Annotated in this window: 12 protein-coding genes; 7 read left to right on the top strand and 5 right to left on the bottom strand. The window is 76.5% G+C overall.

The window, feature by feature from the left end:
* Window positions 1-65: 65 nt before the first annotated feature.
* The 5 genes from tal (at window position 66) to K1J57_RS19790 (ending at window position 5,967) form a co-directional block, all read left to right on the top strand.
* On the top strand, window positions 66-1,172 hold the full coding sequence (gene tal, locus K1J57_RS19810; protein ID WP_220560055.1) for a transaldolase: 1,107 nt from the start codon (window positions 66-68) through the stop codon (window positions 1,170-1,172).
* 112 nt (window positions 1,173-1,284) lie between these two features.
* On the top strand, window positions 1,285-2,832 hold the full coding sequence (gene zwf, locus K1J57_RS19805) for a glucose-6-phosphate dehydrogenase (protein WP_220565661.1): 1,548 nt from the start codon (window positions 1,285-1,287) through the stop codon (window positions 2,830-2,832).
* A gap of 28 nt (window positions 2,833-2,860) precedes the next feature.
* A complete protein-coding gene (locus tag K1J57_RS19800) occupies window positions 2,861-3,781 on the top strand; it encodes a glucose-6-phosphate dehydrogenase assembly protein OpcA (protein WP_220560054.1) in 921 nt (306 codons plus the stop codon).
* Window positions 3,778-4,524, top strand: a complete 747-nt coding sequence (pgl, locus tag K1J57_RS19795; RefSeq protein ID WP_220560053.1) for a 6-phosphogluconolactonase — start codon at window positions 3,778-3,780, stop codon at window positions 4,522-4,524. The genes K1J57_RS19800 and pgl overlap by 4 nt, the downstream gene beginning before the upstream one ends.
* A 171-nt stretch (window positions 4,525-4,695) precedes the next feature.
* Complete coding sequence (locus K1J57_RS19790) at window positions 4,696-5,967, top strand: MFS transporter (protein WP_220560051.1); 1,272 nt, start codon at window positions 4,696-4,698, stop codon at window positions 5,965-5,967.
* A gap of 222 nt (window positions 5,968-6,189) precedes the next feature.
* Here the strand turns inward: K1J57_RS19790 and K1J57_RS19785 are convergent, their stop codons facing one another.
* Window positions 6,190-6,609, bottom strand: coding sequence for a DUF6069 family protein (locus tag K1J57_RS19785; RefSeq protein WP_220560050.1), 420 nt, complete (start codon window positions 6,607-6,609; stop codon window positions 6,190-6,192).
* A 129-nt stretch (window positions 6,610-6,738) separates the two neighbouring features.
* On the opposite strand from K1J57_RS19785, the gene K1J57_RS19780 reads away from it, so the two are divergent.
* Window positions 6,739-7,758 (top strand): AraC family transcriptional regulator, encoded by a 1,020-nt coding sequence (locus tag K1J57_RS19780; protein WP_220560049.1) that lies wholly within the window; start codon window positions 6,739-6,741, stop codon window positions 7,756-7,758.
* Between the two features lie 3 nt (window positions 7,759-7,761).
* Here K1J57_RS19780 and K1J57_RS19775 read toward each other — a convergent pair whose 3' ends face one another.
* From K1J57_RS19775 to K1J57_RS19765, 3 genes are all read right to left on the bottom strand, one after another.
* Entirely contained in the window at window positions 7,762-8,379 is a 618-nt protein-coding gene (locus K1J57_RS19775; protein ID WP_220560048.1) for a hypothetical protein, read from the bottom strand.
* A complete protein-coding gene (locus tag K1J57_RS19770) occupies window positions 8,376-10,040 on the bottom strand; it encodes a serine/threonine-protein kinase (protein WP_220560047.1) in 1,665 nt (554 codons plus the stop codon). Before K1J57_RS19770 ends, K1J57_RS19775 begins: the two co-directional genes overlap by 4 nt.
* A 125-nt stretch (window positions 10,041-10,165) precedes the next feature.
* Window positions 10,166-12,067 (bottom strand): serine/threonine-protein kinase, encoded by a 1,902-nt coding sequence (locus K1J57_RS19765; RefSeq protein ID WP_220560046.1) that lies wholly within the window; start codon window positions 12,065-12,067, stop codon window positions 10,166-10,168.
* A 222-nt stretch (window positions 12,068-12,289) separates the two neighbouring features.
* On the opposite strand from K1J57_RS19765, the gene K1J57_RS19760 reads away from it, so the two are divergent.
* Window positions 12,290-13,051, top strand: a complete 762-nt coding sequence (locus K1J57_RS19760) for a hypothetical protein (protein WP_220560045.1) — start codon at window positions 12,290-12,292, stop codon at window positions 13,049-13,051.
* An 82-nt stretch (window positions 13,052-13,133) separates the two neighbouring features.
* On the opposite strand, the gene K1J57_RS19755 is transcribed toward K1J57_RS19760, so the two are convergent.
* Entirely contained in the window at window positions 13,134-15,314 is a 2,181-nt protein-coding gene (locus tag K1J57_RS19755; RefSeq protein WP_220560044.1) for a CRISPR-associated protein, read from the bottom strand.
* Between the last annotated feature and the right edge of the window lie 55 nt (window positions 15,315-15,369).

The raw sequence follows: 15,369 nt of genomic DNA, 5'->3' as shown, positions 1-15,369 counted from the left end.
CGCGGGCCCCGCCGGAACCGTCCGGCGGGGCCCGCACTCCCCGCGAGAGGAAAGGCGCACACACCATGAGCAAGCCGCTTGAGGCCCTGGCCGACGCGGGCGTTTCCGTGTGGCTGGACGACATCAGCCGCGAACGCCTGCGCACCGGGAACCTGGCCTCCCTGATGTCCACGCACAACGTGACCGGGGTCACCTCCAACCCGACCATCTTCGACAAGGCCCTCGCCGAGGGCGACGCCTACGACGAGCAGGTGGCCGAACTGGCCCGCCGCGGCGTGGCCGTGGACGAGGCCGTCCGCCTCCTGACCGCCTACGACATCCGCTGGGCCGCCGACACCCTGCGCCCCGTCTACGACGCCACCGACCGCGTCGACGGCCGGGTCTCCCTGGAGGTCGACCCGCGCCTGGCCCGCGACACCGAGCGCACGGTCGCCGAGGCCAAGGCCCTGTGGTGGCTGGTGGACCGGCCCAACCTGATGATCAAGATCCCGGCGACCGCCGAGGGCCTGCCCGCCATCACCCGCGTGCTGGGGCTGGGCATCAGCGTCAACGTCACGCTGATCTTCTCCCTGGCCCGCTACCGCCAGGTGATGGACGCCTTCCTGGAGGGCCTGGAGCTGGCCAGGGACAACGGCCACGACCTGACCCGTATCCAGTCGGTGGCCTCCTTCTTCGTCAGCCGGGTGGACAGCGAGGTCGACAAGCGCCTCAAGGCCATCGGCACCGACGAGGCCGAGGCGCTGCTGGGCAGGGCCGCGATCGCCAACGCCCGGCTGGCCTACCAGGCCTACGAGGAGGTCTTCTCCAGCGCCGAGTGGAAGGCCCTGGAGGCGCTGGGCGCCACTCCGCAGCGACCGCTGTGGGCGTCCACCGGCGTCAAGGACCCCGCCTACCCGGACACCGCCTACGTCACCGAACTGGTGGCGCGCGGCACCGTCAACACGATGCCGCAGGCGACCCTGGACGCGACCGCCGACCACGCCGACGTCACCGGCAACACGGTGCTGGGCACCTACGACCGCGCCCGCGCCGACTTCGCCGCCCTGGAGGACGCCGGTGTGAACCTCACCGAGGTGTTCGGCCTCCTGGAGGAGGAGGGCGTGACCAAGTTCATCGACTCCTGGAAGAGCCTTCTGGAGGGGCTCTCCGCCAAGCTGGAGTCGGCCGCCTGACCCGTACGGCCACGGCATCCCGCCCGCGCCCCGAGCCGGGGCGCGGGCGGTACGCGTCACAACCCGCCGGCCACTCTCGACAGGAAGAGCGAGAACCGTGAAAGAACCGGTGATGCCGGGAGCGGTGCCCAACCCGCTCCGCAGCGTCCTCGACCGAAGACTGCCGCGCATCGCCGGGCCCAGCGTCCTGGTGCTGTTCGGCGTCACGGGCGACCTGGCCCGCAAGAAACTCCTTCCCGCCATCTACGACCTCGCCAACCGCGGGATGCTGCCGCCGGGCTTCGGCCTGGTCGGCTTCGCCCGCCGCGACTGGGAGCACCAGGACTTCGCCGTGCAGGCCTACGAGGCGGTGCGCGAGCACGCGCGCACCCCGTTCCGCGAGGACGTATGGCGCCAGCTGAGCGAGGGCGTCCGGTTCGTCCAGGGCGAACTGGACGACGACGACGCCTTCGACCGGCTCGCCGACACCGTCCGCGAGCTGGACGCCGCCCGCGGCACCGGCGGCAACTACGCGTTCTACCTGTCCCTGCCGCCCAAGCTGTTCCCGACCGTGGTCAAGCAGCTCAAGCGGTCGGGGCTGGCCGAGCCCCCCGAGGCCGGCCCGGAGGGGGTGCGCCCCTGGCGCCGGGTGGTCATCGAGAAGCCGTTCGGCCACGACCTGCACAGCGCCCAGGAGCTCAACGCGGTGGTGGACGACGTGTTCCCGCCGTCGTCGGTGTTCCGCATCGACCACTACCTGGGCAAGGAGACCGTCCAGAACATCCTGGCGCTGCGGTTCGCCAACACCCTGTTCGAGCCCCTGTGGAACCGCGGGTACGTCGACCACGTGCAGATCACCATGGCCGAGGACATCGGCGTGGGCGGCCGCGCGGGCTACTACGACGGCATCGGCGCGGCGCGCGACGTCATCCAGAACCACCTGCTCCAGCTGCTGGCGCTGGTGGCGATGGAGGAGCCCATCTCCTACGACGCCGACGCCATCCGCAACGAGAAGGAGAAGGTGCTGGCGGCGGTGTCGCTGCCCGAGGACCTGGAGACCGGGACCGCGCGCGGCCAGTACGCGACCGGCTGGCAGGGCGGCGCGGCGGTGCGCGGCTACCTGGAGGAGGACGGCATCCCCGCCGACTCCGTCACCGAGACCTACGCGGCGCTGAAGCTGGCCGTCAACACCCGCCGCTGGGCGGGGGTGCCGTTCTACCTGCGCACCGGCAAGCGGCTCGGGCGCCGGGTCACGGAGGTGGCCCTGGTGTTCCAGGCCGCGCCCCAGCAGCTGTTCCCGCGCAGCGACATCAGCGAGCTGGGGCAGAACGCCCTGGTGCTGCGCATCCAGCCCGACGAGGGCGTGACGCTGCGCTTCGGGTCCAAGGTGCCCGGCGCCAGCATGGAGGTGCGCGACGTCAGCATGGACTTCGCGTACGGCCAGTCGTTCACCGAGGCCAGCCCGGAGGCGTACGAGCGGCTCATCCTGGACGTGCTCATCGGCGACCCGCCGCTGTTCCCGCGCCAGGAGGAGGTGGAGCTGTCCTGGCGGATCCTCGACCCCGTCGAGGAGTTCTGGGCCAAGGAGGGCCGCCCCGAGCAGTACGGGTCGGGCACCTGGGGCCCGGAGTCGGCCGAGCTCCTCCTCGCCCGCGACGGCCGCCAGTGGCGGCGTCCGTGACCGGCAACGACCACGTCGGGAGGAACCGATGACCCTCTACCTGCCGCGCACCACCACCGCCCAGATCGCCGAGGCGCTCATGTCCGAGCGGCTCAGCGTCGGCGGCGGCGCGATGAACATGGTGCTCACCCTGATCATCGTCACCGACGAGGCCGACCACTACGACGCGGTGCGGGCCGCCACCGAGGCCGGGCTCGAACACCCCTCCCGGGTGATCGCGCTGATCCGCCGCGACCCGGAGGCCGAGCCCGCCATCGACGCCGAGATCCGCCGCCCGGGCACCGCCGGGCCCGGTGAGGCGCTGCTGCTGCGGCTCTACGGTCCGCTGGGCGAGCACCCCGACTCGGTGGTCACCCCGCTCCTGGTGCCGGACGCCCCCGTGGTCGTGTGGTGGCCGGGCGCCGGCCCCGCCGACCCGTCGCAGGACCCGGTCGGCCGCCTGGCCCAACGAAGGATCACCGACGCTTTGCGCGCCCCGGACCCGTTGCGGGACCTCGTGGAGCGGGTGTCCCACTACAGTCCGGGTGACACCGACCTGACCTGGACCCGGCTGACCCCGTGGCGCTCGCTGCTGGCCAGCGCCATGGACCAGCCGTGCGGGTGGGTCACCTCGGCCAAGGTGACGGCCGAGTCGCACTACCCGAGCGCCGAACTGCTGGCGGCGTGGCTCTCGGAGCGGCTGGAGGTGCCCGTGGAGCGCGAGACCTCGCACGGGCCCGGGCTGACCGAGGTGCGGTTGATCACCGACCAGGGGGACATCGCGATCTCCCGGGCCGACGGCCGCACCGCCACCCTGTCGCGCTTCGGCCAGCCGGACCAGACGGTGGCTCTGGCCCGGCGCGGCGCGGCCCAGGCCCTGGCCGAGGAGCTGCGCCGCCTGGACGCCGACGAGATCTACGAGGCCGCGGCCCGCCACCTGGGGTCGCTGCCCACGGGGAGCGCAGTATGAGCACACCGCAGATCGTCCGGCACGCCGACGCCAAGGCCCTCGCCGAGGACGTCGCGCTGCGGCTGGTCGACGAGATCGTGCGCGCGGAGGCCGACGGGCGCGCGTTCCACCTCGTCCTGACCGGGGGCGGGATCGGCATCGCCGCCCTCGAAGCCGTCCGCGACCACGCGGCCGAGTCCGGAATCGACTGGTCGCACGTGCACCTCTGGTGGGGCGACGAGCGGTTCCTGCCCGCCGGGCACCCGGACCGCAACGAGACGCAGGCCTGCGCGGCCCTGATCGACGCGATCGACATCCCGGCCACGCAGGTCCACCCGATGCCCGCCGCCGACGGTATGGACGGCGACCACGCGGCGCACGCGGCGACCCGCTACTCCCGGGAGCTGGCGGTGGCGGCCCGCGGCCAGGGCCCGGTGCCGGCCTTCGACGTGTGCCTGCTGGGCGTGGGGCCGGACGCGCACATCGCCTCGCTGTTCCCCGGCCTGCCGCAGATCGGCGAGGACGAGGCGGCGACGGCCCCGGTGCACGACTCGCCCAAGCCGCCGCCGACCCGGATCACCCTGACCCTGCCGTCGATCAACAGCTCGCGGCAGGTCTGGCTCCTGGCCTCCGGCGAGTCCAAGGCCGAGGCGGTGCGCCTGGGCCTCTCCGGCGCCGACCCGAACGAGGCGCCGGTCGCCGCGGCCCGCGGCACCGACAGGACCGTGTTCTGGATCGACGAGGCGGCCGCCGCCCGTCTGTAGGGGTACCCGGAGGGGGCCGGCGCGGCCGGCCCCCTCCGTCGTGTCCGGAACCGGCCGCGGGGGGCGCCGGGGCCGTCGGCGGGCTATGCTCCGCTGAGCACACGCCCCCGGGGGCCGGTGCCCGGCCGACGCCCGCACCGGCTCCCGCCGCAGACCCGCCGAGGAGCCCCCGTGCCCGCCGACCAGGCCCCACCCCGCCTGAGTGCCGCCTTCCACCGCTTCTGGGCCGGCTCCCTGGCGAGCAACCTGGCCGACGGGGTCATGCTGACCGCCCTCCCTCTGCTGGCCGTGGCCCTGACCGACGACCCCCTCGCCGTGGCGGGGCTGACGGCGGCCCGGTACCTGCCCTGGCTGCTGTTCGGGCTGGTGGGCGGCGCCCTGGTGGACCGGGTCGACCGCGGCCGGGCGATGGTCGCCGCCAACCTGCTCCGGGCGGGGGCCGTGGCCGCCCTGGCCGCGCTCGTCGCCCTGGACCAGGCCGGTGTCGGCTGGCTCTACGCCGTGATGTTCACGGTGATGTGCTGCGAGATCGTCTACGACCTGTCGGGGCGCGCGATGCTCCCGGCCCTGGCGCCGGGGGCGGTGGACCGGGCCAACGGGAGGCTGACGGCCTCCCAGGAGACCGCGCAGGACTTCGTGGGCGCTCCGCTGGCCGGGTTCCTGTTCGCGGTGGCGGCGGCACTGCCCCTGGCGGTGAACTCCGGCGCGTACCTGCTCGGAGCGCTGATCCTGATGGGGCTGCCCTCCGCCGCCCGGCGGCCCGCCGCGCAGGCGCGCGAGGCCGCCGGGCGCGGGTCGCTGCGCGCCGACATCGGCGAGGGTCTGCGGTTCGTGTACGGCGACCGGGCGCTGCGGGCGCTCGTCGTGTTCTCCACGGCGGTGAACCTGGCCGCGGGGGCCCAGGCGGCGGTGCTCGTGCTGGTGGTCCGCGACCACCTCGGGGTGCCGGCGCCGCTGTTCGGGGTGTTCCTGGCGGTCGGCGCGGTGGGGGCGCTGACCGGGGCCCTGTTGGCCGCCGGGCTCGCCGCCCGCGTCGGCCGGTTCGCCGCCGTCACGGGCGGCTACCTGCTCCAGGCGGTGTGCGCCGTGGTGGTCGCGGCCGCCACCGGGTCGCCGTGGATCGGGGCCGCCGCCTGGGCGGTGCTCGCCGGGGCGAGCGCCGTGGCGGGGGTGCTGTCCGGCGGGATCGTCCAGCAGATCGTCCCGTCGGGCCTGTTGGGGCGGGTGATGAGCGTGCGCCGCATGCTCGGCCTGGGAATGGTGCCCGTGGGCGCCCTGCTCGGCGGCCTCCTGGCCCGGCTGGACCTGCGCCTGCCCCTCCTGCTGGGCGCCGTGGTGTTCACCCTGAGCACCCTCGCGGTGCTCCGCCACCTGCGCCGGGCGGCCGCCCGCGCCGACCTGGCCGAGCGCCGGGCCCGCCGCGAGTCCCCCGACCCCGACTGAACCACCACCGGACGTCCACGCCGGGGGGCTCCGCCGGACGTCCGCGCCGGGGTCGGCCCGCACCGCCGTGGAGCGCGGCACGCGCGAGGCCGACCACCGGCCCGCCGGGAGCGGGTGCTCCGCCGGACGTCCGCGTCGGGGCTCTGTGCAGCACCGTCGCTGCACGGGCGGGGCCGGCGACCGGGGGTCGCCGGCCCCTGCCGGGCGTCGGGTGACGGCCGCTCAGGAGGTCGGGGAGGACTTCCAGAAGACCGGGATCACCCCGGCCGCGACCACCAGGTGGGACAGCTCCAGCACGACGGTGGTGGCGACCGTGCCCCCCGCGGACAGCGGCGGCACCACCATCAGCAGCGTGATCAGGACCGCCGCCACCGTCCAGGCCACCAGCCCCCGGCGCCCCAGGAGGCGCTCGCCCAGGGCCAGCACGCCCCAGCCCAGGAGCCCGAAGCCCGCGCTGAACACCGCGAAGGCGCCGGCGGAGACCGCCGCGGGGTCCTGGCCCGGCGGGGCGACCACCAGGTCCGCGCCCAGCAGGGGCGCGACCAGGGCCAGCAGGGCGTTGGCGACGGCCACGGCGGCGACGGCCGCCAGGCGGGGCGGCCAGGAGGAACGGGTCGGGGCGGTGACGGGTGCGGCGGTCATGGCCAAACTCCTTCGTGTTCGGGGTTCGGACCCAACACTAGGAAGCACGGGCGAGACTTCCCATGCCTGAAAAGCTTGTTCCTATACTCCATCGTCCACATCCGGATCCTCCGGGGATACGATGGCGGCATGGACGTGCTCAGCGACGTGATCGGCACCGTACGGACCGGGCGCCCCAACGCGGCCCGCGTCGAATGGCACTCGCCCTGGGGCATGCGCTTCCCGGAGGTCTCCGGCGTCGGCTTCCAGGTGGTCCTCCAGGGCTCCTGCGTGCTGTCCGTGGAGGGCGGGGAGCCGCTCCACCTGGGGGTGGGCGACATCGTGTTCCTGCCCAACGGCCAGGGGCACGTGCTGGCGGAGGAGTCCGCCTCGCCCGTGCGGGACCTGTGCGACCTCCTCCCCCACGGCCGGGACGCGGACCCGGGCGCCCCCGTGACCGAGCTGGTGTGCGGACCGCAGGGGGCCGGGCCGCGGTTCGGGTCGGCCGCGGTCGGGGAGGACGGGCGCGGGAGGCCCTCGTGCGTCACCCTGGGCGGCTCGTACCACACCTGCGGGGCGCGGCCGCATCCGATGCTGTCGGAACTGCCCCGGCTGGTCCACCTGCCCGCGCGGGTGGGGGCCCGTACGGAGCTGGGCGCGGCGGTGGAGCTGCTGGGCGCGGAGCTGGACCGCCCCCGACCCGGCGGGGACGCGATCGTGCCCTCCCTGCTGGAGATGCTGCTGGTGTACATCCTGCGCACCTACATCGAGGAGAACCGGAGCGCGGCCGCCCGGGGCTGGCTGGGGGTCATGCGCGACCCCGCCGTGTACGCGGCGGTGCAGGCCGTGCACAGCGACCCGGCCCACCCGTGGACGGTGGCCGGACTGGGCGAGCGGGCGGGCCTGTCGCGGGCGGCGTTCGCCAAGCGGTTCACCGCGCTGGCGGGTCTGTCCCCGCTGGCGTACGTCACCTGGTGGCGGCTGACCACGGCGGGGAGGATGCTCCAGGAGAACGACGATCCGATCTCCGCCATCGCCGCGCGGGTGGGCTACTCCTCGCAGTTCGCCTTCGCCAACGCCTTCAAGCGCGAGTTCGGCCTGTCCCCGGGCCGCTACCGCGCCGGGACGCCGCTCCCGGCCCCGCCCGCCGCCGCCCCGTCGGCGGGGTGAGGGTCAGCAGTCGAACACGTCGGCCCGGGGGGCGCCGTCGGCGGCCAGGCAGAGCATGGCCTCGTCGATCCCGCCGGTGGCGACCTCCGGAGCCGACACCGCCAGCGTCTCGGGCAGTCCGGCTCCCGGGAAGACCAGGGAGAACGGCGCCGCGGGCGCGTCCGCGGTGAGCGCGGGCAGTTCCGAGGCCTCCCCGTCGGCCGCCGTCCCGCCCAGGGTGAACTGGTGCGGGCGCAGCCCGTAGCCGCCCTCGCCGAGGTGGTAGCGGGCGGTGCCGGTGACCCGGACCCCGTCGGCGTCCGCCTCGGCACCGGTGACGACCAGCCCGAACACCCCCGTGCCGCCGACGTGCAGGACGATCCGGTCGTCTCCGTGCACCACCAGCGCGTTCAGCCCGTCCAGGGCCGGGTCGGCCGGCTCCACCCGCGGCGGCACCGCCTCCTCCGGCTCCCCGGAGGGCGCGGCGTCCGGCGGGCCGGACGGGTCGGTGAACACCGCGCCGACCGCCGCCACCGCGTACCCGCCCGCCGCGGCCAGCACCAGGACGAGCGCGGAGGCGACCAGCAGGACCGTGGAACGGGCCCACAGCCGGTACGCGAACCTGGTCAGGACCCGGCTCATGCGGGGCACTCCTCTCCCTCGGCCGGGGCGGTGAACGCGGTCCCGTCCGCGGCCCCGGTGTCGTAGCACAGGCGCAGGTCGGCGTAGGAGTCCCCCGGCGCGAACGTGTAGCGCTGGTGGAAGACCACCGTGCCGCGCGCCGGGGCCCCGGGGAACGACGCCGTGAAGACGGCCGGGACGGAGGCCGGGGCCAGGTCGTCGGCCCCCGGCCCGGAGAGGGCGCCCTCGATCTCGCTCCCCCGGGCCCCGGCGGTCAGATCCACCTGGGTGGAGCTCATCGGCCCCACCGGCCCCTCCGCGAAACGGGGGGTGCGCAGGCCCGTGATGCGGACCCCGCCGTCCTCGGCGACGGCCTCCCGCAGGGTCACCACCAGGGCCTCGGAGACGAACGCGGAGTCGCCGACGACCGCCGCCGCCAGCCCCGCCGTGTCCTCGGCGGTGACCTGGGTGAACGGCTCGGGGTCGGGCACCGGCGCGGTGGCCGCGTCGGGATCCTGTCCGCCCGCGGCGCCGGAGGGGTCCGGGGCGGCTCCCGCCTCCCCGGCACCCGCGGCGGACGGGTCGGCCCGCGCGGCGTCCGCCGCCGGGGGCGCGCCGCCCAGCCGGTACCCCGCCGTCCCCGCCACGGGGACCGCCAGCAGCACCGCGGCCGCGACCGCGAGCGTGGGCCAGGGCGACCACGAACGGCGGCCGGTACGCCCGCGGCCGGGCCCGCGCCCGGGTCCGGTCGCCCGTTCGCGCCCGGGCGACCACTCCCCCTCGACCAGCCGGGTGACCAGGGCGGTGGGCTCGGCCGCCACCAGGGTCGGGTCGGTCCCGTACCGGCCCCGGCCCACCGCGTGCAGCGCCGCCAGCGCGCTCGGCCGGGCGGCGGGGTCCTTGGCCAGGGCGGCCGACACCACCCCGTGCAGCCAGCCGGGCAACCCGGCCAGGTCGGGCGGCTCCTTCCGGGTGCGCTCCAGCACGGCCGCGGTGTCGCCGCGGCCGAACGGCGGGCGGCCGGTGGCCGCGTAGGCGACCATGCCGCCCCAGGCGAACACGTCCGAGGCGGGGCTCGGGTCGGCCCCCTCCAGCAGCTCCGGCGCCGTCCACCCGGGGGTGCCCATGAGCATCCCGGTCCGGGTGACCGCGGTGCCGTCCACCGCCCGGGCGATCCCGAAGTCCAGCACCCTCGGCCCGTCGGGGGACAGCACCACGTTGCCGGGCTTGAGGTCGCGGTGCACGACCCGGGCCCCGTGGATCGCGTGCAGCGCCTCCGCCGTCCCCGCGGCGAAGGCGGCCAGATCGCCCTCGTCCAGGGGGCCGCGGTCGCGGATCCGGGCGGCCAGCGTGGGCCCGGGCACGTAGTCGGTGGCGATCCACGGGCTCTCGGCGCCGGTGTCGGCGTCGCGCACCGCCACCGTGCACAGCCCGCCGACCCGGCGCATCAGGTCGGCCTCGCGGGCGAACCGGGCCCGGAAGACGGGGTCGGTGGCGAAGTGGGCGTGGATCACCTTGACCGCGACGCAGCGGCCGACCTCGTCGGCGGCGGCGTAGACGGCGCCCATGCCGCCCGCGCCCAGCAGGCCCGCGACCCGGTAGGGGCCGAGCCGCCGCGGGTCCTCGGGGGTGAGCGGGCCCAGGTCCGGCGGGACCGGCCCGTGGGTGAAGAGTCGTGTCATGGATTCTCGGGGGTCTCGGGGGGACGGCTACGGACGACGAAGGTACCCGGGTGCCGGGCGCGTCCGGATGCCCGGGCCGGTGAAGGACCGGGGCGCCCGGACGGCGGGGCGCCGCGGGGGCCGGGTCAGGTGGGGCAGTCGGTGAGCATGCTCTGCTCGGGCCGGTAGTCGGACAGCGCGAAGCCCTCGTTGCCCTGGTGGACGTCGTCGCGCCAGCCGGTGGTGCCCTCGACGTCGTAGCAGTGGCCGCTGACGTCGTGCACCATCGCCCCGAACAGCGCCGAGGGCCGGTAGGCGATGCCGCCCCGCTCGGGGGCGCCGGGCAGGAGCACGGTGGCCTCCTGGACGGGCTCGTCGGGGCTCAGGGTGGCGACCGGGGTGACCGGACCGCTCCAGTCCTCGTTGACCCCGCCGTGCACGATGACCTTGTCGCGGCCCTCGGGGTCGGTGGCCGGATCCAGCGACGCCACGGCCATGAAGTCCTCCGCGTGGACGGTGTAGGAGCCCACGTGCGGGTGGTAGGTGAACCTCGCGGTGATCTCGACCCCGTCGGCGGCGGCCTCGGCCGACACCCAGCACACGGTGGCCACCGGGAACCCGTCGATGGCGCCGTTGCCCAGGCCGAAGTCGGCGGTGTCGTGGTCCAGGGGCGCGACGAACGGCCACACCTCGACGGAGGAGTCGGTGGCGGTGAGGGAGTCCGGGGAGTCGGCCGCCTCCAGCATCATCTCGTACTCCTCGTCCGTGATGGTGTCGGGGGAGAACGGCCGCCAGGTGGCCACGGCCTCCTGGGCCGCCAGCCGTTCTCCGTCCGGCTCGCACGGGACCGGTTCCGCGGCGGCCCCCTCCCCGGTCCCCTCCCCCGTCCCGGTCCGCGGCGGGGTCGCGGCGGCCAGGGCGCCCCAGGTGGCCTGGCGCAGCGGGGGGACGATCGCGGTGAGCAGCCCGGCGACGAGCACCAGCACCGCCGCGGCCGCGGCCGCCAGCGGCCAGACGCGCCGTCCGCGCCGGGGCGGGACCCACGGGGTGTGGTCGACGGGCGTGTCGATCCGCCAGCCGGTGGCCAGCAGCCGCGCCAGGGTCTCCTGCTCGTGCCCGGGGCCGGCCGGCCCCGGAGCGAACACCCCGGCCCCGTCCCCCGGCCCGCCCGGACCGGGGCCGCCGGGTCCGCCCGTACCGCCGAACCCGCCCGTACCGCCCGCTCCCGGACCGCGCAGCAGGGCGGTCATCACCTGGGCCGCGGTGGGGCGGCCCCCCGGGCTGCGGTCGAGGGCGCCGCGGACCAGCGGCAGCAGCTGCGGCGGCACCCCCGCCAGGTCGGGCTCCTCCTGCCGGGTGCGGTGCACCAGGGTGTCGAGGGGCCCGGTGCCGAAGGGCTCGCGGCCGGTGGCGGCGTAGGCGATCAGCGCGCCCCAGGAGAACATGTCTGCGGCGGGCGCGGGCACCGCCCCGTCGTACTGCTCGGGGGCCAGCCAGCCGGGGGTGCCCACCACGCCGCCGGTGCGGGTGAGCGCCGTCTCGTCCAGGGCGCGGGCGATGCCGAAGTCCAGCACGCGCGGCCCCTCGGGGGACAGCACCACGTTGTCGGGCTTGAGGTCGCGGTGCACGATCCCGGCGGAGTGGATGGAGTGCAGCGCCTCCGCGGTCCCGGCTGCCAGCGCCAGCAGGGTGTCGCCGCCGAGCGGCCCGCGGGCGGCCACGTGCGCGCGCAGCGTGGGGCCGGGCGCGTACTCGGTGGCCAGCCAGGGCCGGGCCCCGGTGGTGTCGGCGGCCAGGACGCGGACGGCGCAGGCGGAGCGGACCCGGGTGAGCAGGTCCACCTCCCGGGCGAACCGGTCGCGGAACTCGGGGTCGGCGGTGTAGTGGCGGTGCAGGGTCTTGACCGCGATCCGCGTGCCGTCGGGGGTCAGGGCCGCGTAGACGGTGCCCATGCCGCCCGCTCCGAGCCGTCCCACCAGGCGGTAGGGGCCCAGGCGGTCGGGGTCTCCGTCCAGGAGGGGGAGGAAGCCGGTGGAGGGCGTGGTCATCGACGCTCCGGGGGTGTGCAGGGGTGTGGTCGGCGAGGACGCGTGTCCTTCTGGGACATTAGCGCCCCCGTACACAGGATTTTCTGTGTTCCGCCGCTCGGATCCCCGGTGGACGGTCCCCGGATTGTCGGTGGCGGGTGTGAGACTGGGGTCACAGTCGACGAGGCCGGGGGCTCTCCCCGGCGACTCCCACACCGTTCTCCCGATGGGGGCGACACCGTCATGGGCGCGAACACGCGGAATCCGCAACGGACCCCGGTCCGGCCGGAGCGCGCCGACGACCGGCCGGAGCCGGACACCATCCGTTCCCTGCTGCTCTGCGGTATGGCCGCGGGGCCCGCGCAGCTGCTCTTCTCGCTGGCCCAGGTGTCCTGGGGCGGCCCGGGCGCCGCGGCACCGCCCGCGAACCCGTTCGTCTCCTCGGGCGGGAGCTGGACGCAGGCACTGGCCGTGCTGGTCTGCGGGGCCCTGGCCGTCGGCGGCGCGGTGGGGCTGGCCCGGGCGCTGCGCGGCCGGGCGTCGCAGCGCTCCACCTCGGTCTCGGTCGCGGTGTACGGGGCGTGCGTGCTGCTGAGCGGGGTGTGGACGGTGGACCCGATGGCGGCGCCGTCGCCGGGGGCGACCGAGGCGGCGTTCCCGGCGCTGAAGGAGCCGGCGCGCGTCGCCCTGGGGTGGGCGGCGCCGATCGCCCTGACCCGCGGGGTGCTGGGCGGCTCGGGGTGGCTGCGGTCCACCGGCCGGGGTGGTGCCGTCCTGTACTCGTGGTCGTGCGCCCTGGTCCCGGTGGTCTGCGGGGTCGTCGCGGTCTCCGCGCCCGCGGCCGCCACCGCCGCGGCCTGGCTCGCGGCACTGGTGCTGTGGACCTGGCTGCCGGTGTTCTTCGCCGGGGTCCTGTGGGAGCCCTCCGAAACGCGCCCGGCCCTCCCGGGGCCGGGTCCCGTCCGGCGCCCGGCGGTGCCCTCCCCGCGCCGCCCCCTTCCCTGAGAGCCCCTGACCGGGGGACCCCGTCGCGCGGAGCGGCCGTACGGCGGGGTCTCCTCCACGTCCGGCCCCGGGCGGCCGCCCCTCACATGGTGCTGGCGTCGGTGTCCCACAGCCGGGGCGGCGCCGCGGGGTCGGCGACCACCAGCACCGGCCGCTGCGGATCTCCGAAACCCCAGCCGCCCCCGCCGTGCTCCCCGGCCTCCTCGGGCTCCTCCTGGGTGATCCAGGCGACCAGCTCGGCGGCCCGGCCCACGTCTCCGCCCGGCCGGGTCAGCGCCATCACCTTGCCGGCCACGTCGCAGCGCAGGTTGAGGTGGCCGGTGGCCGCGGAGACGCTCTGCGCCCAGGCGCCCCGGCTCACCCTGCGGACCGCGCCCGACCGGACGGGGCGGCTCCAGGCCGGGGCGGCCAGGCCCAGGGCCCGGTCGTCGAAGGTGAGCACCAGTGCCGGGCGCTCCCGGGCCGTGTCGGCGGTCTCCGGGTCCGCCAGGGAGCGGTCGACCCACAGCCCCACCGGGCCGCTCGCCGCGCGGACCAGGTGCTCGGCGGCGGCCGCCACCAGGGGGACGTCCACCTGCGCGGCGCCCCGCGGGCACACCGCGTCGGCCAGGGGCCCGGCCAGCGGGGCGTACCCGTCCAGGACCAGGGACCAGTCCACCACCGCCCGGCCCTGTACGGCGGCCCCGCCGTGGGTCAGGCACACGACCTTGCGGTCGCGCACCACCTGGCAGGCGACGCACGCCCCCGAGCGGCGGGCGGCCAGGGCCAGGCCCAGGCTCATCGCCTTGGTGCCGGTGGTGACGTCCACGACCACAGGCCGGCCGGGGTCCTCGGCGCGCATCCCCGCGATCCAGGCGTGCGCGGCGTCGGCGACGGCCCCGGCGCTGGAGCCGTCCACGGGGTCGGCGGCGAACCGGATGCGGTCGCGGTGGCCCGAGGCGCGCAGCCCGTCCGCGTCCGGGACGGGCTCTCCGGGGTGCTCGGCGGCGTACAGGGCGCGCGCCGCCGCCTCGCGCACGCCCGCGCGCACCCCCTGGCGGGAGGAGAGCAGCAGCGCCCGTTCGGGCCGGTGGACGTGCACGGCCGACAGCAGGCCCAGACGGCTGCTGCCCAGCGCGGTGACCAGGATGGGGGCCGCGGAGGCGGCGGTCACCGCGCACACCGGTGCGGGCGGCGCCGGGGGCACCGCCGGCCGTGCCGGGGGCTCCGTGCCCCGCACCGGGACTGCCGGTGCCGCGGCGGCCGGGGCCGCGGCCGCCTGTCCGGGGAAGAACACCCTGCGCAGCGTCTCCGCGTCGGTCAGGCGGGCGCGCAGGTCGTCCAGGCTCCACACCTGCACCTGGGAGGAGCTCAGCGCGGGGCCGTGCCCGGCGATGCGGTCGCGCAGCCCGGGCACGGCGGGCCCGGTGTGCACGAACAGCACCTTGGCCACGTTGCCGAACACGCGCCGGGCCTTGGCGACGGTCCACCCCGCGCGGGCGACCACTTCCTCCGCCCCGCTCTTGACCTCCACGCACAGCACCCGGTGCCGGAAACGGACCAGGGCGTCGAAGTCGGCGATGGAGTCGGCGGGATGGCGCGGGTCGGCGACCCGGCGCGGCCCCAGCACCTCCACCCCCTCCCTGCCCCTGGTGATGCGCCGCAGGTGGCGCAGCACGTCGGCCTCGCCGACGACCCCGCGCACCTCCGTGGGGTGCAGGCCGGGGAAGGCCTCGCGCAGGGCGCGGGCGCCGCCGCGCAGGGCGGTGCCCACGGTCGCGGGGTCGCGGTCGGAGAGCCAGCGCGCGCCGTGGACGCCGGCGAGGACGCCCAGGTCGATGCCGTCGTCGGAGACCGGCAGCGGCGGGTCGCCGGGGTCGACGGGGCGCAGCAGGTCGGAGGCGGGGTCGAGGTAGTGGCAGCGGGGCGCCGCGGCCTCCGGGTCGGCCGCGCCGCCGTCCCGGTACAGGGCGGCGGCCACGCTCATGACCTTGGTGCCGCCGGTGTAGTCGAGGTGGCGGGGGGCGGTGCCGTGTTCGCGGTGGATCCGCTCCAGGGCGGCGGCGACCCCGGCCGGGTCGTGCGGGTCGGGGCCCACCCCCTCCACCCGCACGGTGCGGTCGGGGGCGAGCCGGGCCAGGGCGGCGGCCGTGCGTTCGGCCAGGGCGCGGGTGCCGTCGCTGCTCAGCAGGACGATCCGGTCGGCCGGCAGGGTGAGCGAGGACAGCAGTGCCGGGGTGGGGTTCCGGCCGACCAGCACGACGGCGACGCGGGGAGTGTCCACGGCGTCCTTCTCCACACGGGGGCGTTGTTCGTTTCGTGGGGGTCAACGCTATCCC

Source organism: Nocardiopsis sp. MT53 (genome assembly GCF_019598965.1).
Lineage (GTDB): Bacteria > Actinomycetota > Actinomycetes > Streptosporangiales > Streptosporangiaceae > Nocardiopsis > Nocardiopsis changdeensis.
The sequence above is the reverse complement of the archived record's forward strand: the minus strand, read 5'-3'. Positions and strand labels throughout refer to the sequence as shown.

Coding starts and splice junctions, on each gene's coding strand:
- tal (WP_220560055.1), top strand. CDS start 66: ATGAGCAAGCCGCTTGAGGCCCTGGCCGACGCGGGCGTTTCCGTGTGG.
- zwf (WP_220565661.1), top strand. CDS start 1,285: ATGCCGGGAGCGGTGCCCAACCCGCTCCGCAGCGTCCTCGACCGAAGA.
- K1J57_RS19800 (WP_220560054.1), top strand. CDS start 2,861: ATGACCCTCTACCTGCCGCGCACCACCACCGCCCAGATCGCCGAGGCG.
- pgl (WP_220560053.1), top strand. CDS start 3,778: ATGAGCACACCGCAGATCGTCCGGCACGCCGACGCCAAGGCCCTCGCC.
- K1J57_RS19785 (WP_220560050.1), bottom strand. CDS start 6,609: ATGACCGCCGCACCCGTCACCGCCCCGACCCGTTCCTCCTGGCCGCCC.
- K1J57_RS19780 (WP_220560049.1), top strand. CDS start 6,739: ATGGACGTGCTCAGCGACGTGATCGGCACCGTACGGACCGGGCGCCCC.
- K1J57_RS19775 (WP_220560048.1), bottom strand. CDS start 8,379: ATGAGCCGGGTCCTGACCAGGTTCGCGTACCGGCTGTGGGCCCGTTCC.
- K1J57_RS19770 (WP_220560047.1), bottom strand. CDS start 10,040: ATGACACGACTCTTCACCCACGGGCCGGTCCCGCCGGACCTGGGCCCG.
- K1J57_RS19765 (WP_220560046.1), bottom strand. CDS start 12,067: ATGACCACGCCCTCCACCGGCTTCCTCCCCCTCCTGGACGGAGACCCC.
- K1J57_RS19760 (WP_220560045.1), top strand. CDS start 12,290: ATGGGCGCGAACACGCGGAATCCGCAACGGACCCCGGTCCGGCCGGAG.